Annotated in this window: 15 protein-coding genes and 1 pseudogene; 13 read left to right on the forward strand and 3 right to left on the reverse strand. The window is 65.4% G+C overall.

Annotated features, from left to right (window positions below):
* Positions 1 to 308: 308 nt before the first annotated feature.
* Both CUJ90_RS30785 and CUJ90_RS30790 read left to right on the forward strand, forming a co-directional pair.
* Positions 309 to 1709 carry a selenium-binding protein SBP56-related protein gene (locus CUJ90_RS30785; protein WP_073428365.1) on the forward strand — a complete coding sequence of 467 codons (1401 nt, stop codon included), beginning with the start codon at positions 309 to 311 and terminating at the stop codon, positions 1707 to 1709.
* Positions 1709 to 2392, forward strand: coding sequence for a hypothetical protein (locus CUJ90_RS30790; protein WP_073428364.1), 684 nt, complete (start codon positions 1709 to 1711; stop codon positions 2390 to 2392). Before CUJ90_RS30785 ends, CUJ90_RS30790 begins: the two co-directional genes overlap by 1 nt.
* 34 nt (positions 2393 to 2426) lie before the next feature.
* Here CUJ90_RS30790 and CUJ90_RS30795 read toward each other — a convergent pair whose 3' ends face one another.
* Both CUJ90_RS30795 and CUJ90_RS33525 read right to left on the reverse strand, forming a co-directional pair.
* A complete protein-coding gene (locus tag CUJ90_RS30795) occupies positions 2427 to 2795 on the reverse strand; it encodes a hypothetical protein (RefSeq protein ID WP_073428484.1) in 369 nt (122 codons plus the stop codon).
* A 121-nt stretch (positions 2796 to 2916) separates the two neighbouring features.
* The gene (locus CUJ90_RS33525; RefSeq protein ID WP_244220081.1) at positions 2917 to 3885 is read right to left on the reverse strand and encodes a hypothetical protein; all 969 of its coding nucleotides are present in this window, start codon (positions 3883 to 3885) and stop codon (positions 2917 to 2919) included.
* On the opposite strand from CUJ90_RS33525, the gene CUJ90_RS30805 reads away from it, so the two are divergent.
* The 10 genes from CUJ90_RS30805 (at position 3872) to CUJ90_RS30850 (ending at position 16623) form a co-directional block, all read left to right on the forward strand.
* The gene (locus tag CUJ90_RS30805) at positions 3872 to 6088 is read left to right on the forward strand and encodes a flavin monoamine oxidase family protein (RefSeq protein WP_244220082.1); all 2217 of its coding nucleotides are present in this window, start codon (positions 3872 to 3874) and stop codon (positions 6086 to 6088) included. The genes CUJ90_RS33525 and CUJ90_RS30805 overlap by 14 nt on opposite strands.
* A 278-nt stretch (positions 6089 to 6366) precedes the next feature.
* Positions 6367 to 7254: a nitrilase family protein gene (locus tag CUJ90_RS30810; RefSeq protein ID WP_073428362.1), complete on the forward strand. Its 888-nt coding sequence runs from the start codon at positions 6367 to 6369 to the stop codon at positions 7252 to 7254.
* Between the two features lie 55 nt (positions 7255 to 7309).
* Positions 7310 to 8479 (forward strand): substrate-binding protein, encoded by a 1170-nt coding sequence (locus CUJ90_RS30815; protein ID WP_073428361.1) that lies wholly within the window; start codon positions 7310 to 7312, stop codon positions 8477 to 8479.
* A gap of 74 nt (positions 8480 to 8553) precedes the next feature.
* A complete protein-coding gene (locus CUJ90_RS30820; protein WP_073428360.1) occupies positions 8554 to 9387 on the forward strand; it encodes a branched-chain amino acid ABC transporter permease in 834 nt (277 codons plus the stop codon).
* Positions 9380 to 11245, forward strand: coding sequence for an ABC transporter permease subunit (locus CUJ90_RS30825; protein WP_073428359.1), 1866 nt, complete (start codon positions 9380 to 9382; stop codon positions 11243 to 11245). The genes CUJ90_RS30820 and CUJ90_RS30825 overlap by 8 nt, the downstream gene beginning before the upstream one ends.
* A complete protein-coding gene (locus tag CUJ90_RS30830) occupies positions 11242 to 11949 on the forward strand; it encodes a branched-chain amino acid ABC transporter ATP-binding protein (RefSeq protein WP_073428358.1) in 708 nt (235 codons plus the stop codon). The genes CUJ90_RS30825 and CUJ90_RS30830 overlap by 4 nt, the downstream gene beginning before the upstream one ends.
* A 19-nt stretch (positions 11950 to 11968) precedes the next feature.
* Positions 11969 to 13273 carry an amidase gene (locus CUJ90_RS30835; protein WP_083082340.1) on the forward strand — a complete coding sequence of 435 codons (1305 nt, stop codon included), beginning with the start codon at positions 11969 to 11971 and terminating at the stop codon, positions 13271 to 13273.
* Positions 13274 to 13302: 29 nt separating this feature from the next.
* The gene (locus CUJ90_RS30840) at positions 13303 to 14475 is read left to right on the forward strand and encodes a transporter substrate-binding domain-containing protein (RefSeq protein WP_073428356.1); all 1173 of its coding nucleotides are present in this window, start codon (positions 13303 to 13305) and stop codon (positions 14473 to 14475) included.
* Entirely contained in the window at positions 14472 to 15101 is a 630-nt protein-coding gene (locus CUJ90_RS30845) for an ANTAR domain-containing response regulator (RefSeq protein ID WP_073428355.1), read from the forward strand. Before CUJ90_RS30840 ends, CUJ90_RS30845 begins: the two co-directional genes overlap by 4 nt.
* Positions 15102 to 15753: 652 nt before the next feature.
* Positions 15754 to 16623, forward strand: coding sequence for a helix-turn-helix transcriptional regulator (locus CUJ90_RS30850; protein WP_073428354.1), 870 nt, complete (start codon positions 15754 to 15756; stop codon positions 16621 to 16623).
* 21 nt (positions 16624 to 16644) lie between these two features.
* On the opposite strand, the gene CUJ90_RS30855 is transcribed toward CUJ90_RS30850, so the two are convergent.
* Positions 16645 to 17544: a helix-turn-helix transcriptional regulator gene (locus tag CUJ90_RS30855; RefSeq protein WP_073428353.1), complete on the reverse strand. Its 900-nt coding sequence runs from the start codon at positions 17542 to 17544 to the stop codon at positions 16645 to 16647.
* A 401-nt stretch (positions 17545 to 17945) separates the two neighbouring features.
* On the opposite strand from CUJ90_RS30855, the pseudogene CUJ90_RS30860 reads away from it, so the two are divergent.
* A pseudogene (locus CUJ90_RS30860) lies at positions 17946 to 18392 on the forward strand (lytic transglycosylase domain-containing protein); the annotation flags it as partial.
* Positions 18393 to 18745: the final 353 nt, after the last annotated feature.

The following is an 18745-nucleotide window of genomic DNA, read 5'->3' on the forward strand; positions in this document are numbered from 1 at the left end:
GCGCATGCGGTACTCACGATCACGATCACGATAGGAATACCGTGCGTGCGGTTTGCGTCACATCGCATGGCGGGCGTTGGCTATCCGTGGCGCATGACAACTAAGTGGAAACCAGGTGGACCCGCGCGAACGCGCAAACCGCGCGCAACATTTCTGTTGCCCTCGTCAGCACGGTGGTCTACAAATCTAATCGACCGACCGCTCGCCTGCGCGACATCGCATGCGGAAACAGAAGATTCGGCAATGCAGCATCCGCGTCGCCGCCGCGCGCGGCCACCCTCGATCATTCATTCACTCCAAGGTGCTCCATGCGCCCAGATCCCACGTTCCACGCATCGCCGAAACTCGCGATGGATGCGCCGGCGGAAGACTACGCCTACACGGTGTTGCTGAGTCCCGACTTCTCGCAGCCGGACATGCTCGCCGTCCTCGACGTGAAGCCGGATTCGCCCACTTACAGCCAGGTGGTGCATACGGTGCCCATGCCGAACAAGGGCGACGAATTCCACCACTTCGGATGGAATGCTTGCTCGTCGGCGCTGTCCCCGCTAACGGGCCACGCTTTCCTCGAACGGCGCTACCTGATCATTCCGGGCATGCGTTCCTCGCGCATCTATATCGTGGACACCAAGCCTCATCCGACCCAGGCGCGAATCCACAAGATCATCGAACCGGAGGAGATCTTTCGCAAGACGGGCTACTCGCGTCCGCACACGGTTCATTGCGGTCCCGAAGGCATTTATGTCAGCACGCTCGGCGGCGGCGGAAAGGACGGCACCGACGGCCCGCCCGGCATCTTCATCATGGACTGCGAGACGTTCGACGTGCTCGGCCGCTGGGAGATCGATCGAGGGCCGCAGGAGAAACACTACGATTTCTGGTGGAATCTGCCGCGCGACTACATGGTGTCGAGCGAGTGGGCGTTGCCGCCGCAATTCGAGAACGGCATCGTGCCCGAGGATCTGCTGTCGAACAAATACGGGCACCGCATTCACTTCTGGGACCTGCGCGCGCGCCGCAACGTGCAGACCATCGATCTCGGCGCGAATCATCAGATGGCGCTGGAAGTGCGGCCCGCGCATGACCCCAGCCGCGAATATGGCTTCATCGGCGTCGTGGTCGACACGACCAACCTGGAAGGCTCGATCTGGACGTGGTGGCGCGAGGACGGGCAATTCCACATCGAAAAGACCGCGACGATTCCGCCCGAGCCGGCGGCCGCGGACGAGCTTCCACCGTTGCTGCAAGGCTTCGGCGCGGTGCCGCCGCTCGTCACCGATATCGATCTGTCGATCGACGACAAGTTTCTGTACGTCGCCTGCTGGGGAACCGGCGAGATGCGTCAATACGACGTGACGGAGCCGCGCAAGCCGAAGCTCGCGGGTTCGGTTCGCATCGGCGGGATCGTGCGGCGCGCGCCGCACCCGAACGGCAAGACCTTCGCGGGCGGCCCGCAGATGGTCGAGATCAGCCGCGACGGCAAGCGCGTCTACTGGACCAATTCGCTGTACTCCACGTGGGACGACCAGTTCTATCCGAACGGCGTGCCCGCGGCGCAAGTGATGGCGCGCGCCGAACCCGGCGGCGGCCTCGCGCTGGCCGAAGAATACTGGGTGAACTTTCCCGACGGCTACCGGGCTCATCAGATCCGGCTCGAAGGCGGCGACTGCTCGACCGATTCGTTCTGTTATCCGTCGGTGGGTACTTGATGGCGAATAGCTGGCCGCAGGCCGGCCTGTGGCTGGCCGTGGTGGCGAGCGGTCTCTATCACGGCGTCAATCCGGCGATGGGGTGGCCGCTCGCGGTGTCGAGCGGCTTGATGGAGCGGCGCGCCCGCGCGCTGCTCGCCACGCTGCTGTATCTCGCGGCCGGGCACGTGCTGGCGATGTTCCTCGTGATGCTGCCGTTCGCCATGCTCGCGATGCTGCTCGCGTGGCAACGCGAGATTCAGATCGGCGCGAGCGTGCTCGTCATCGGCTTCGGCGTGGGCCTGCTGATCTGGCGGCGTCATCCGCGCGTGCTTGCGCGAATTCCGCCGTCGCGGCTCGCGCTGTGGTCCTTCGCGGTCGCCATCGCGCACGGCGCGGGACTCATGCTCGTGCCGGTCTACCTCGGCCTGTGCCGCGCTGACGACATCGATCGCGGGCACCGCGCCGCGCAGGCGTTGATGCAGAGTAATCTGACGATGGCGCTCGCGGTCTCCGGCGTGCATGCCGCCGCGATGATCGTGGTCGGCGGGCTGATCGCCTGGCTGGTCTACCGCTATCTCGGGCTGAAGTTCGTCTCACGAAGCTGGTTCAACCTGGATGCGTTCTGGGCCTCCAGCCTCATCGTGGTCGGCCTGCTCGCCCTGGTGTTGAATGCGGCGTTGCCGGGCGCCGAGCACGGCTGAAGGGCGACGGCCCGCAACGGCCCAGCTCATCGCTTCACGCCTTGAATCTCGACTTGCGCGGCCTGGGCTCGACGCCCACGCGCGGATCGCGCGCGAGCACGAGCTTGGTCAGATGGTCCGCGATCGACTCGAACGCCGGATCGTCTTGCGGCACATAGAGCCATTTGCGCAACACCGGATGCGGCCGCAACGCGGGCATGTCGTTGATGAGCGCGGCGTGGCGTTCTTGCGATGTGCATACGAGCAAGCCGTTCCAGGGCTTGGCGCGATCGGCGGCGACCAGACACAACTGGCCGTCGATATACGCGGCATCGGAGCCGAACATTCGCTTGCGAAGGTAGGTTGCATCGCGCTCGAATGCGTCGAAGATCCAGACGAGCGAGTTTCTGATCGAAGAAGGCATGGGCGTGGAGTCGATAGTGGCCGAAGCGTGGCCGAAGCGCGGCCAAAGCAGGCATGAGCCTGCATGATAAAACGCGCGACGCTTCACGCGACTCCCGTCGTGTTGCTCGTTCGCGCGCCGCTCATCGAATCCGGTCGGTGACGCGGCCGGTGAATTTCCATCCGCGGTCCTGTGTCCAGACGTAGGCAAAGCCGCTCGGGCCGTCGATGAACACGGTCATCGGCTCGCTCGCGGCACGCTTTTCCTTGAGACGCGATGCGCCCACGGGCGACACGCGGCCTTCGGCCTGCGTGGATGCGCCGTTCGCGGTGTCGAGCTTCCATCCATCGAGCGGCACATAGGTGAGCCGCAACGTGCCGCCCTCGGGCGGATCGACCAGCAGCGTCAGCGGGCCCGGCGAGGATTGCGCGCTGCCCGTCTGGGCCTCGCAGGGCGTCGCCGCGCCGCGCGCAGCGGTGGCGGCGAACGTGGCCGCGCCATGCGTGGCGAACGTCAGCGCTACCAGGGTAGCGGTGAGCAAAGCGGCACATCGATTCAGGCGTTTCATCTCTTCTCTCCAATCTTCGGTAGTGGGCGACGAATCCGACGCACCGAAGACGTGCACCGTCTGGAAAGTGCTGGACCCACGGCGCAATGCCTTTCCGAAAATAAGACGGCAGCTTCGAAAGTAATTTGAAGCGCGTAATTTGAAGCGCGGCCGGGCCAGCACGAGCGTGCGGCGTTTCGCATAGCGTGTCGATTCTTCCGGGGTGACGGTTATCGCCGAGCGCTCGCCTGTTCTCATAACGATCGATTGCTTTTGTTCGACATAACTCACGAGACAACCCACGAGGGACATCGCCAACATGAACGTCAATCCAAGCTCGTCCACCCCCGGTAACAACCCCGACATACCGCCGCTCGGCGACGTTGCAGCGGAACCTCCACCGCCGGCCGCCTCGCCGCGGCAAGTGCCTCCGGGCATGCCGGGGCCCGCCGAAAGGCGCAAAGCGGGTCCAGCAGAAGGCTCCGCCGCCGACCGTCCGCGCCAGCCGCCGCCCGCCTCGTCAAGCCAGGGCGCGCAGGCGACACGGCCGGTGATCACGGACAAATGGCCCTACGGCCAGGCGCTCATGGGGAGCTATCTGAAAGCGGGCAACTCAGACGCGCTGCTTCGCGACCCGACTCTGAAAACCAGCGGCCGTGCGCTGCCGCCACTCACGCCGCAGGCCATCGGCTGCGATTTCAGCGAGCCGGTCGGCCAATGGCCGCGGGCCGACCGCGAGAAGCTCGCGCCCGCCGTCACGAAGAATCTGAACTTGCTGGGCACGCTGGGAGAAGGGCGGGAGCGCAACCAGCTGCATATGGAAATCACGACGATGTGGCTCGCGTTGTGCGAGGCCGAAAAAGGCGACGTGCTCAACTCGCTGGGCACGGAGCAGGCGGCATTGCTCGGCGACACCACGCGCGCGGCGTCGCAGGATCTGCCGCGCACGCCGGTGCGCGACTGGCTCGACCACATGGCCGTCAACATGAAGCCGGAGCAAGCCGCGCGTCTGCTTGGCTCGTGCACGCCCGAAGCGGAGCAGGCGCTGACGGCGCCGATGCAAGTCGTCGACGCGGAGCCTCGTCTGAAGGCGCTGCTCGATGATCGCTTCGCCGACGTGAGTGCGTCGATGCCGGTGGATCACCAGGTCGACTATCGGGGTTTCCTCGAACGGACCAACCGTGTGGTCGGCGAACTGCCCGAAGGCGAGAAGGACATCAGCATCGGTATCGTCGGCGGGGGGCCCGCAGGGATCATGGCGGCGGACCTGGCCAACCGGGCCGGCATCAAGAACATCGAGGTGCTCGAACAGGCGGGCCAGATCGGCGGACGGATCGCGGCGAAACACTGGGAGGGAATTTCGACGCCCTTTCATCCGGGCGGCATGCGTTTCCACCGGGATCGGAACAACGCGTACTGGGGTTTGGCCGAACACTACGGCCTCGAATTCGAGCCGTTTCCCAATCCGGGTTCGCCGGGCGTGCCGATCACCTATCTGCTCGGCGGCAAGGTGGCCACGGTTCAGCCCGGCCAGCAGGCCGACGATCCCGTCATGCGCAAGGTCGCGCACGACATCCAGCGCGCGATGATCGACCCCTTCTTCAAGCCGATCGACGAGGCGCGCAAGGCGGGCGACACGGCCGAGGTCCGCAGACTCTGGGACAAGGCGAAGAAGGATTTCGACAGCCACTCGTTCCGCTCCGGCGTGGACCAGTTGCTGGCCGAACAGGGCATCGAATGGAGCGAGGAGGAATGGCAAACGTTCGGTGCGGTCGGCATCGGCGTGGGCGGATACAAAGGCTATTCGGACATCGGCTTTCTCGAGGAAGCGCGCTTCGTCAGCGACGGCCGTCTGAAGGATCACGTGGGGCTGAAGGAGGGCGCCGATGCACCGCTTTACAAGCTCGTCGCGGACCGCGAGGGGCTGCCCGAAGGCGTGGGGTCGCTCGAGGACAAGCAGGTCATCAAGCTCAATACCGAAGTCACCGAGATCAGGAAAGTCGATGGCAAGTACCGCGTGTCGGTGCTCGACAAAACAACCGGCAAGACCGACGAAAAGGTCTACGACGAACTGCTCTTCTCCGGCAGTCCGCGTGAGGCGCTCCGGCTCGGTCTGCATGCGCCCGCGCCAGGCACGGAGCCGATGTTGCCGGATGAATTCGTCGCAGCGCTGAAAAACGCCAACCTGGTGTCCGCCACCAAGGCGGGATTCGGGATCGCGGTCGGCAGTATCCGGGCCGACGAATTGCCGGCGAACATCCAGACGGACGAGTTCAATCAACAGGTCTACATGATGCTGCAGCCCGACGGTACGGGTGCGGTGTATTCCGAGTACGCGCAAGGAAAGAATGCGGACAAGGCGGTGGGGATGACCGTCGAGGATCGGCGAGACGGATTCATCAAGCTGTTGCGCAGCGTCGCGTCACGTGAGCCGGACAATCCCGAGTACCAGAAGATCGGCAAGCTCGCCGATCTCGTGGAAGCGAATCGCGACCGCTTCTTCTACACGAACTGGGCGGAAGAGCGGCATGTCTGGGCCGCCTTCAAGATGGACGCACCGGGCGATCTGGAAAACAGCCGCCGGCTCTATGGCTTCCTCACGGAACGGCACGACGACGGCGTGATTCCGATGGGCGAGAAGCTCACCTACGAGGGCGGGTTCGCGAGCGGCGCAATCGCATCGGCGATTCTCGCGACGCAGAAGCTCGTCGTGCGTCACGGCGGTACGTTGCCGGTGAATTCGCCGCTGCACCAGGAATTGCTGTAATCGCGCGTCACGCGCAAACTGTGAGTTGATTCGGATGCCGGGGCTCCACGGTCCCGGCGTCGCGGCTTGAGAGAGCTGGAGAGAAGTACTTTCCCTATAAGCTGCCCAAATCTCTTGACATCGAGAATTTGGTTTCATAAATTCACCCCGAATCAGTCGCCATGATTTTCCGGCGACACCACGGCAACGTTGCCGTGCCACACATGGAAGGCTATGCAGCCCCCGAACTTGCGTCCAACGCTAGTGAGGGGGCTTTTTGTTTTGGGAGAAGAAAAGCGATGTTGCACGACCCCGCAAAACCTGAGCTTCAAAGTCTCGTGATCGCATGCGTGCAGATGGAGCCGCATGTCGGCGCGAAGCGCGATAACGTGGCACGAGCGATCCGGCACATCGAAACCGCCGCGAGAAACGGCGCATCGCTCGTGGTCTTGCCCGAGTTGGCGAACACCGGTTACGCCTTTGCGAATCGCGAGGAGGCTTTCGCGCTGGCGGAAGCGCTGCCCGATGGAGAAACCGCTCGCATCTTCGCCGACACGGCGCAGCGTCTCGGCATTCATCTCGTCACCGGTATCGCGGAACGGGCCGGCAAGCGTCTGTATAACTCGGCGCTCTTCACGGGTCCTTCGGGTTACATCGGCGTGTACCGCAAGCTGCATCTCTGGAATAACGAAAACCTGTTCTTCGAGGCGGGGGACCGCGGTGTGCCGGTGTTCGGCACGCCGCTCGGGCGCATCGCGATCGCGATCTGCTACGACGGATGGTTTCCCGAGACCTATCGGCTGGCGGCCATGCAAGGCGCGGACATTGTCTGCGTGCCGACGAACTGGGTGCCCATGCCGTCGCAGCCTGACGACCGCTCGGCGATGGCGGCGACGCTCACCATGGCCGCCGCGCACAGCAACGGCATTGCGATCGCCTGCGCGAACCGGATCGGCACCGAACGCGGTCAGCCGTTCATCGGCCAGAGCCTGATCGTCGGCGGCGACGGCTGGCCGGTGGCCGGGCCGGCCAGCGTCGATCGCGAGGAAATTCTGTACGCGGTGATCGACGTGAAGCGCACGCGCTCCGGGCGCACGCTCAACACGTTCAATCATGTGTTGCGCGATCGGCGCGCCGACGTGTATGGCCGGATGCTCGGCACCGCCCGGTCTTTCTGTCTCGCGTGAAAGACCGGCGCCCGCATGTACTTCCCGATTCACTCCATCCATTAAAGGAAACGCCATGAGACCGTTCGACAAACAGTTCCTCGTTGCCACGATCGCGGCGCTCGCCGGCGCCTGCGCCTGCATGAACGCGTTTGCCGCCGAGCCGATCAAGATCGGCGTCGCAGTCGGGTTGTCCGGCGCCAATAGCGTGGTCGCGCCCGCGGTGGTTCAGTCCTCGCAGCTTGCGGTCGACGAGATCAACGCATCCGGCGGCATCATGGGCCGCCCGATCCAGCTTGAAATCACAGACGACGCGTCCGGCGCGGTCGGCGCGCAAAAAGCCTACGACACGTTGGTGTTCCAGAAGAACGTCGACGCCATCATTTCGATGGAGACCAGCGCCGCCCGCAATGCGGCCCTGCCGATCGTGGCCCGCGGCAAGAAGCCGCTCATCTATACGTCGTTTTACGAAGGCCGCTCGTGCAGCCCGTGGATGTACGTGAACGGCTGGGTACCCGAGCAACAGGTCGCGCCGGTGGTCGACTACTTCGCCAAGAGCAAGAACGCCAAGACGTTCTATCTGGTGGGCAACGATTACGCGTTTGGCCGCGGCATGTTGCAGTTCACCAGGAAGTACATCGAGCAGCATGGCGGCAAGGTGATCGGCGAAGAGTATCTGCCCATCGACGGCACCGACTGGACGCCGGTGCTCTCCAAGATTCGCGCGGCGCATCCCGACGCGCTGATCAGCGCGACGGCCGGCGGCGCGCCCAACGTGGCGCTCGCCAAACAGTTGAAGGGTTCGGGGCTCGCCGTGCCATACGGCAACCTGGCTATCGACGAAGGCACCGCGAGAAGCATGGGCGACGTCGCGACCGGCATCTACATGTCCGGCTCCTACTTGACGAGTATCGATACGTCGGGCAACAAGAAGTTTCTCGCGGCCATGGACAAACGGTTCGGCAAGAACGTGAAAACGCCGAACGAGCTATCCGAGCCGCAATACGAAGCCTTCTTCCTGTACAAGGCGGCGGTCGAGAAAGCGGGTTCCACCGACTCGGGCAAGGTCATCAAGGCGCTCGATCAAGTGTCTTTCGACGGCCCGCGCGGTCAGGTCGAGATGAGCAAAAGCCGGCATACGCCCCTCGCGATGCGTTTGGGTCAGATTCAGGCAGACGGTTCGGTCAAGATCCTGCAAACTTTCCCGGACGTGGACCCCGGCGCTCAGTGCCCGAATATCAGGTAAGCACGATCAGACATGCAACATCCGCCGCTCGCGGGTTCCGACCGGCGCCAAGGCGGATGTGATGGGAGACGACAATGGTTCTGGTATTGGATGTTTTGACAACCGCGGCGGTGCTGTTCATCGTGACCGCCGGGTTGATGGTCATTTTCGGCGTGATGAAAATCGTCAACTTCGCTCACGGCGCGTTGCTCACGATGGGCGCGTACGCGAGCTTCGTGATCACGCAACTGAAGCTTGATCCGTGGATCGGCGTGCCGCTGGCGATCGTGATCGGCACCGCGGTCGGCATGCTGGTCGAACTGGTGATCGTGCGGCCTCTCTATAAGCGGCCGCTCGACGCGATCCTCGCCACGTGGGGGCTCGGCATCGTCATCGGACAGATCATCGTGATGGCGTTCGGCCGCGAGGTCCAGTTCGTGGAAACACCGCTGAAAGGCGTCTTTTCCATCGCGGGGACCGAGTATTCCGCCTATCGCCTGTTGCTGATACCCGTTGCGCTCGGCCTATGCGCGCTCATGACGGCGCTGCTCACGGGCACCCGCTTCGGCGTCAAGACCCGTGCGGTGATCATGAACGAGGACCTGGCGCGCGGGCTCGGCATTCACTCGGGCCGTATCCGCTTCATCACGTTCAGTCTCGGCGCGGCCCTGGGCTCGCTCGCGGGCACGCTCATCACGCCGCTGTCGAGCGTCGATCCCGACATGGGGCTGCCGTGGCTGGTGAGCGCTTTCATGCTGGTGATGGTGTCCGGGCACTCGATGCTGAGCCTGCTGTTCACGTGCCTCGTGTTCGGCGCTTGCCAGGTGCTGGTCAGCACGTTCGTCAGTCCGGTGCTCGGTGGGTTGACCATCGCCGTGCTGGCGGCGCTCACGCTGCGTGCCCGTCCGAAGGGGTTCTCTCATGGCTAAAGTGAACGCATCGCTCAATCATGTCGGCGGTGATCCGGCACGGACCGGCAAGCCGGTGCGCGACCGGCGCAACGCGCAGGGCAGGGGACTCGTCGTGCTCGGCGGTATCGGCGTTCTGCTGATGGCCGCGGGTCCGTGGCTGTTCGGCTCCTATCTGCTGAACGTGCTGATTCAGGCATTCTTTTTCTCGATCGTCGCCGTGACGGTGGACATTCTTTGGGGATACACCGGCTATCTGACGTTCGGGCAATCGGCCTTCTTCGGTCTCGGCGCGTATGCGGCGGGCCTCGTCTTCACGCACGGCGGCTTCTCCGCCGGTTATGTGGCGTTGGCGCTGGGCGCGGCCGTCGCGGTGAGCGCGGGCGTCGCCGGACTGCTTGGCTGGCTCTCGTTCTACCGGGGCGCCTCGCCGTTCTTCGCGACGGTGATGTCGCTGGTCTTGCCGATCGTCCTCAGCCAACTGCTGCTCTCGGGTGGGGAATGGACGGGTTCGAGTTCGGGGCTGACCGGCTACCCGACCTTCGATCTTTCTCTGGAGGCCTGGTACTGGATCGCCGGAGCGGCGCTCGCGGTTGTCGCCCTGCTGGCCTGGCTATTCGTGCGCAGCGACGGCGGCCGCGTGCTCGCGGCCATTCGCGACAACGAATCGCGCTGTTCGTACCTCGGCATCAATACGTCGCGGGTCAAGATCGTTCTGCTGGTGGCGACCGCCGCCGTCGCGGGCCTTGCGGGCTTCGGCTATGGCTCGTTCAGCGGCGTGGTCGCGCCCGAGCTGACCGGCTTCGTGCTGGGTACGCAACTCATCATCTGGGTTGCGCTCGGCGGCCGGGGGACGCTGTGGGGGCCCGTGATCGGCGCGCTGCTGATCAACGTGGGGACGGCCTATCTCAGCGGCTTCATGCCCTTTGCGTGGCAACTGATACTCGGCGCCGCCTTCGTCGCGGTGATCGTCCTGCTGCCGCAAGGTCTCATGCCGCTGCTTCTGAAACCGTTCCGTCATCTGGGCGGCAACGGCGCCGAACCGGAACTGGTCGAACGGGTGATGCGGGCGGAGCATGGGCGTGCGGCGGCATCTCCGCCCGCGCTGCAAATGGAGGGCGTCGCCCGGCATTTCGGCAATCTCAAGGTGCTGCAAGGCATCGACCTGAACGCCGACGCCGGCGAGCTGGTCGGCCTGATCGGTCCGAACGGCGCCGGCAAGACCACGCTGATGCGATGCATGAGCGACGGCGCGGAACGCTCCGCCGGTACGGTCGTGCTGTGCGGTCACGATATCCGGCAACTGCCGCCGGATCGCTGCGTGCATTTCGGCCTGGGCCGCAAGTTCCAGAACGCGAACATCTTCGAAACGCTCACGGTGGCCGAATGCTTGCGAATCGCGGGGACGATCATCGAGCCGCCGTCGCTCTTCAGACAGTCGGCCACGCTCGCCTTGCCGCCGTATGCGCTGGAGGTGGTCCGCACCACCAGCCTCGACCGGAAGCTGAGCGCGGTGGCGAAGGATCTGTCGCACGGCGAACAGCAGGCACTGGAACTGGCGATGGTGCTCGCGCTCGAACCGCGGATCGTGCTGCTCGACGAACCGACAGCGGGGCTCACCAAAACCGAGCGCACGCAGATCGGCAACGTGCTGGCCGCGCTGGCGCATCAGTATCGGCTCTGCTGCCTGCTGGTCGAGCACGATCTGGATTTCGTCGCCGAGATAGCGACCCGCATCGTGGTTCTGCATCAAGGGCAGATCGTGATGCAAGGCAACTTCGACGAAGTGGTCAATTCGGAACTGGTCAGGACGATCTATGCCGGAACCGCGCAGGCCGACGCGCCCGGCGGCGCCGCTACCTATCAGGAGGCCTCGTGAGCCAGATCGCATTGAATCTGCAGGACGTCACGAGTGGATACAAGGCCTCGGTCGTGCTGCGCAAGCTGTCGTTGAGCGTCGCCAACAGCGAGGCCGTCGCCTTGCTCGGCAAGAACGGCATGGGCAAGACCACGCTGCTCAAGACGATCATGGGTTATCTGCCGAAGAAGAGCGGCGCGGTGCATGTGCATGGGCAAGACATCACGCGCCTGCCGCCGCATCGCATCGCGCGCGCGGGCATTGCCTACGCGCCGCAGGAGCATGCGTTGTTCCAGGATCTCAGCATCCGCGACAACCTGCGCCTGGGGCTTGCCAAAGTGTCGGTGTTCGACGAACGCTTCGCTGAGATCGAGCCCGTTTTCCCGGTGTTCAAGAGCCGTCTGAGCCAGTATGCCGGCACGCTGTCAGGGGGCGAGCAGAAGATGCTGCTGGTGGCGAGGGCGCTGATGATGCGTCCGTCGATCATCCTGCTCGATGAAATCACCGAGGGCTTGCAACCGTCGGTGATCGACCGGCTGGCCGACGCGCTGTTATGGGAGCGCAACCGTCACGGCACCACGCTTCTGCTGATCGAGCAGAACGTTCCGTTCGCGTTGAAGGTGGCCGACCGGTACACCGTGCTCAAGCAGGGCGAGATCATCGACCACGGCGACGCCAAGGACGAAACCGCGGCGGCGTCGATCTTCGAACACTTGCGCGTGTGATCTTCACGATACTCGGGGCATGATGACAGCACATTCGTTTTATCGGCCGCTCTCGGGCGTGGATCTGCTGGAGCGCACGGCGAACGACCCGCGCGAGCGCGGCCTCGTCATGCTCGAAGCGTTCGCGCGCATCGAGAAAGCCGAGCCGGCCGTCAGAGCGATGACGGCCGTCGGTCGCCGCGAGCACGCGGTGGCCGCGGCGGTCGCGGCGAAAGGGCCGCTCGCGGGCATGCCGGTTGCGGTCAAGGACATCTTCGACACCGCCGACTTCGTCACCCGGTACGGCTCGCCGATCTACGAAGGTCATCAGCCGAAGTCCGACGCCGCGCTCGTCACGCTGTTGCGGCGCAACGGCGCGGTCATCGTGGGCAAGACCGTCACGAGCGAGTTCGCCTATATGGCGCCCACCGTGACGCGCAATCCGTGCGACCTCGAACGCACCGCGGGCGGATCGTCATCCGGCTCGGCGGCGGCGGTGGCGGCCGGCATCGTGCCGTTCGCGATCGGCTCGCAGACCGGCGGCTCGACGATCCGGCCCGCGTCGTTTTGCGGCATTGCCGGCTTCAAGCCTACGTTCGGCATGTTGCCTACCGTGGGCATGAAGTGCTTCTCGTGGTCGTTCGATACGGTGGGTCTGTTCGCCGCCGGCGTGCGCGACGTGGCTTACCTGGCGCAGGTGTTGTCCGGCCGGCGGCTCGCCGTGGACGATAGCCGCGCCGGCCCGGTGTTCGGCGTCCCGCTGAACTACCCTTGGACCGAGCCGTCGGCGAATGCCGGCGCCGTGCTGGACACCGCCGTGCGGGCAATCGAAGCGGCGGGCGGGCGCGTGCGCCAGGTGCGCTTCGGCGCGTGGATGAGCGAACTGATCGCGGCGCACGATACGATCCAGCGTTACGAAGCGTGGCAGGCGCTCGGCTTCGAGTACGATTACCATCGCGCCGATCTGTCGCCGATGCTCGCCGGTTTTCTCGACCGCGCGGCCGCGGTCGATGTGGCTTCTTACGCCGAGGCGTGTGTCCTGATGGAGCAGGGAAAGGCGCGGCTTGCCGAACTGTTCGACGGCGTCACCGCCTTGTTGACGCCGAGCGCGCCCGACGAAGCGCTCGACGGGCTCGGATCGACGGGCGACCCCGCGTTCAATCGCAACTGGACGCTGCTCGGATGCCCTTGCGTGAACGTGCCGGGGCTGCGGGGCGAGCGAGGCGGTCCGATCGGCGTGCAGGTGATCTGCCGGCCGTGGGACGATCGCGCATGCCTGCAGGCCGCCGCGTTCGTCGAGCATGCGATAGCCGCCACGGCTGCGATTGATCCGGCGGCGCGGTGAATGACTTAACGATGCAAGGAGAACATCGAATGGAGGCGAAGCAACAGCCGGCGAGAGCGCTGCCCGCGGACGCCGGATGGCGTATCGGCGTGCTGTACTCCCGTAGCGGCGTAACCGCGGCGACGGAGTCGGAACACTTTTTCGGCACCGCCCTCGCGATCGAGGAAGTCAACGCGGCGGGCGGCGTCGACGGGCGCATGCTCGACCCGGTTGTCTACGATCCGAAAAGCGATCCCGACGAATACCGCCGGCTCGCCTCGCGCATGCTGCAGGAAGACGACGTGACGGTGATCTTCGGCTGTTCCACATCGTCGAGCCGCAAGGCGGTGCTGCCGGTGATCGAGCGCAACAACGCGCTGCTCTGGTATTGCTCGATTTACGAAGGATTCGAGTATTCGCCCAACGTGATCTACACCGGGGCCGTGCCCAACCAGAACAGCATGCAGCTTGCCGCATATTTGCTGCGCAATCACGGCCGCCGTTTTTTCCTCGTGGGCGCCGACTACATTTACCCGCGCGAATCGAACCGCATCATGCGCGACATGGTCGAGCAGCATGGCGGCGAAATCGTGGAGGAAGTCTATCTGCCGAGCGACGCGGACCCCGCGGCGCTGGAGGAGGTAGTGCGGCAGATCCGGGCCGTCGAGCCCGACGTGGTGTTTTCCACGTTGATCGGCCGCGGCGCGCGCGCCTTTTACCGCCTGTATCGCGAACATGGCATCGACCCCGCGCGCGTGCCGATCGCCAGCCTGACGATGACCGAGGGCGAAACGCGAATGATCGGCCCTGAACTGTGCGCGAGCCACATCATTTCCGCGAGCTATGTGAACACGCTGAACCTCGCGGGCAACCAGCGCTTCCTGAAGTCGTGGCGCGCGCGCTTCGGTGACCAGCCCGCCAGCATGTGGTCGGAGATGGCGTACAACCAGGTGCATCTCTTTGCGCTGGCATTGGCCCGCACCCGAAGCCTCGATACGGCCAAGCTGGTGGAGGCCGTGCATGACGTCGAATTCGATTCGCCGGAGGGCATGCTGAGAATCGACCGGGCCAACAATCACGCGATCCTGACGCCGCGCATCGCCGTCTGCCGGACGGACGGCGCGTTCGACATCGTGTGGGAGGGCCGTGCTCCGATCAAGCCCGATCCTTATCTCACGTCGTATGGTTTTTCGGAATTCTGGCTCGACGGAGAACCGGCATGAACACGGGCGCTCGCCGGCTCTTCGACGATCTGCGCACGCTACGCGTCGTGGTGATCCATCCTCCCGGCGACGACCGCAACGTTCTGGTCGAGCAGTTGCGCCGGATCGGTTGCCTGATCCACGCGCTTTGGCCGTTACCTTCGCAGTTGCCCGCGGATGCCGACGTGATTTTCTTTCTCGTCGGCCCGGAAACGCGCAGCGCGGGAAACTGGAGCGCCGCCGATACGCAAGCCACCTTGATCGCATTGTCCGATTACGAGAATCCGACCGCGTTGAAGATGCTGCTGGATACGCAGGCGCACGGCGTGATCACGAAGCCCTACCGGTCCACCGGGATTCTGAGCACGCTCGTCCTCGCGCGCGCCTCCTCGGGCTATCAGCAGCGGCTGCACCACAAGATCGGCAAGCTCGAGGAAGCCATCAAGGCGCGGCGTCATATCGAGCGGGCGATTCGCATCCTCATCGAAGCCCACCGGTTGAGCGAAAACGAAGCGTATGAACACATGCGCTCGCGCGCCACGGAACTTCGGGTCACGGTCGGCGAGATCGCCACGATCGTGATCGATGCGCATGAGGCCATGGACAAGCTGGGGCTTGGCAAAAGAGCGAGGCCTTCGGATCAGTAGAGGGGCGGTTTGGTAATTGCTGACTCGGCGGTTCTAACGACCAACGCGGCGCGTAACTCGATCCGCGCTCAAGCCACCGGCGCGGCACGTAGCTCGTCGCGCAACACGGCCCACCAACGCGGCACGTGACTCGTCGCGCAACACGGCCCACCCACGCGGCACGTGACTCGTCGCGCAACACGGCCCACCGACGCGGCACGTGACTCGTCGCGCAACTCGGCCCACCAACGCGGCACGTGACTCGTCGCGCAACTCAACTCACCGACACGGCACGTAGCTCGTCGCGCAACTCAACCCACCAACGCGGCACGCGACTCGTCTCGCAATTCAACCCACCAACGCGGCACGTAGCTCGTCCCGCAACTCAGCCCACCGACGCGGTACACGACTCGGCGCACCCACGCGACCCGCAACCCAACCCACAACGCGGCCGCACGCGACCCCGCCCCGCGCTTGCGGCCGTCCGTTGCGAACATTCCTCCGATGCGCATCGACTACGAATCTCCAGCAAGCCGGCCGTCGACCCCGCTGCCATAATTCCCGTTCACGCCTCGCGCGGATCGCGGCGCCGTCGAACGCCGCGCGCGCCGGCACTTTCGTTCAACAACGCACATGGGCGCACAGAGGGGCGCGATGTCGGAGGAGCGCGAAGATGGTCAGATCGGGAAAAGCTCATGCGTGGGTCGAGTCGCCGCCGCAGGCATCGCGCTTCAAGCGTGCGCGCTCGGCTCGGGCAACGGACGCGGACGCGGACCTGCCGCCGGCTTCGCGTGAAGACGGCAACGCATGCCTCGACAGTCCGGGCTCATGCATCGCCGACACCCGGCTCGCCCTCGATCTCGCCGGCGCGGGTCATCCACAGGAGCGTCTGCGAATGGCGAGCGCGATGTGGAACATCATCGGCTTCACGTCGTTTGCCAACGGCTTCGTTCAGTTCGAGGGCGACGCCGCGGCGCGCTGGTCCTCCAAATGGGTGGACGTGCCGGCGCATCCGGGCAGCGCTTATTTTCGCGCCGGCTATCACCTCCACGATCCACGACTGCGCGCGGCATTGCGCCACAACGCGCCGCTCGTCTGGGACAGCCGCTGGCTCGCGCAGGCGTGGTCGCGCAACGGTTCACCCAAAGAATTGCACGGCCTCTTCGACGAACTCGCGCGCGAGCAGGTCGGCAGCGGCGTGATGTTCGCGTTCACCACCGGCGCGCGGGACGTGCGGGCGATCGTCAGCCTCGGCGCGGGACGCAGCCGCTCCGACTGGATCAGCGACGTGGTCCTCGCCCAGGCGCTCACGATCGGTCTCTCGCTGCACCGCGCGCGGCCCGGCGATCCGGCCGCGCTGTCGGATACGGAGGCGCGCATCCTGATGGGCGTCGTGAGCGGCCTCGGCAATCGGGAGATCGCGCTGCGGCTGCGCACGAGCGAACACCGGGTCGACTATCACCTGCGTGCGCTGCGCCGGAAATACCGCGCGACGACTCGCGCCGAACTGGCGTTCATCGCCGGCAGCATGGGTTTGCGCTAGAGGGGCGAAGGGGGCCGCCGCTCAGGTTTGGCGCGTCGGCGCATCACTCGCCTGGCCGTTCAGGATGCCGCCCGCGACGTAGGCAAGCTGGGTCCGGTTTCGCGCGTGATAGCGCGCCTGCAACTCGCGAACATGTTGCGCTACGCAGCGCGGAGCAAGCTTGAGAGCGGCGGCGATCTCGCGATCGTTTTTGCCGTGGCCGATATCGCGCAGCACCGCGCGCTGGATTTCGCTGAGATCGTTCGCGTGATAGCGCGGCAGCAGCCGGCTCGCGTAGGCGTCGACGAGGGTATGGACGCCGACCGCCAACGCATAGGCGGCGCCGATGGCGGTCCCGGCGTTCGAGTCTTTCCAGGCGTCGGCCGGCTGCGCGCCCGACAAGGCGACGACGCATCGCTCGAACCGGTTGGCGGTGACGATGCCGAGGCACACGCCGCTGCGCAGACCCGCGTCGATTGCGGCATCCGCGAAGCGCCGTGTCGCCGCTGCGTTGCGCGTGGTGGCCGCGGCTTCGGCGAGCCGTTTCATGTCCCACGTGAACGGCCACTCGACGTGGCAAGCGGTCGCCATGCGTGGATCGACCGCGAAAAAATTCTCGCGGCAGTAGCGGCTTGCCCAGCCGGTGGGCGAGTAGCTCTCCAGCCACGCGGCTTGCGTGACCTGCTCGCCGATGCGCAGCATTCGCACATAGCACAGCGAGTCGAACCCGGCGCGCGCAAGCGCCGCGTCCATCAATGCGCGCCGCGTCGCGCCATCGGCCGCGGTGGCGAGTTCGTGCGCGAGCGAAGCGAGCGTCGCGCCCGGCGCGACGAAGGCGGTGGACGCCACGGTTTCCGGATCGACCACGACGTCGTCGATGTCGAAAAGCGTAGGCGTGATCGCGTCGCCCGCGGCGGCATCGCGCTCCATGTTCTGATTCATGCGATGACCTCGTCGGATGGCCGTCGATGTGCGCCGGCCAGGCGCCCGTTTTTGCAGGGAAGTGATGGCCTGCGTCGCGTGCTGCTCGCGGCGTGTCGCGCGCCGGCGCGATGATCGTCGCGGGTAGCCGGCGACGCGTTTCGCGTGAGCGTGGCGATGGAATCATACGCACGATGAAGCGGCCCGTGAACGTGCCGTCGAGTCCTGCTTCGCATTGGAGGCACACGTGTTCGCGTGCGCCGTTTCTTGTTGCGCGGCTTCGCGCATCATGCGAGACCAGAACGACTCGCATGCCCGCTATCCGCATGATCCGGCCTATCATCGTGGCGCCTTTTCATCCCCTGTCCCGGCACGAACAACGTGGCGGCTCGTATCGCACGCGCGTGTGCTGCGTCGCGCGCCTGCGGGCGTGCGTGATCGCCGCGCTCGTCTGCGGATCGGGCGCGGCGCTGCCGGCCCGCGCGAACTGTTTCGACGATGCCGCCGCGTATCAGCACGTCAACCCGCTGATCCTGCGCGCGATCGCGTGGCAGGAGTCGCGCAACCAGCCCGGCGCGACCCATCTGAACGCGAACGGCTCGACCGATTACGGCGTGATGCAGATCAATTCGATCCACCTCGCCACGCTGTCGCGCTACGGCATCGCGCGCGATGCGTTGATGTCGCCGTGCAAGAACATCTACATCGCGGCGTGGCAGTTGCGGCGGCAGATCGTGAAGTACGGCAATACCTGGGCCGCGGTGGGCGCCTATCACTCGGCCACGCCCGCGCTGCGCGACGGCTACGCGAGGCAGATCGCCGCGATCCTGCGCCGCTGGAACATGCTGCCCGACGAGCGGGCCGCGTCCGCGGGCATCGAAGGGGTGTCCGCGACGCCGCGCGACATGCGCGCTGCTCAGACGGGTGTGAAGCAGAGCGTGCGCGGCGACGAGCGGGCTGTGTCTGCGGGTTTCGAGCGGGTGTCCGCGACCTCGCGCGGCACGCCCGCTGCTCAGGCAGGTATGAAGCAGAGCATGCGCGGCGACGAGCGGGCCGTGTCCGAGGGTTTCGAGCGGGTGTCCGCGACGTCGCGTGACATGCCCGCTGCTCAGGTGGGCACGAAGCAAACCCGGCGCGCCGACGGCGACGTGATGCGCCCGGCGTGCGGACGCGGCGAATGACGCGAAATGCGGGCAGCTTCGCCCGAACCGTGCGCGCCAGG

Source organism: Paraburkholderia terricola (genome assembly GCF_003330825.1).
GTDB classification, from domain to species: domain Bacteria; phylum Pseudomonadota; class Gammaproteobacteria; order Burkholderiales; family Burkholderiaceae; genus Paraburkholderia; species Paraburkholderia terricola.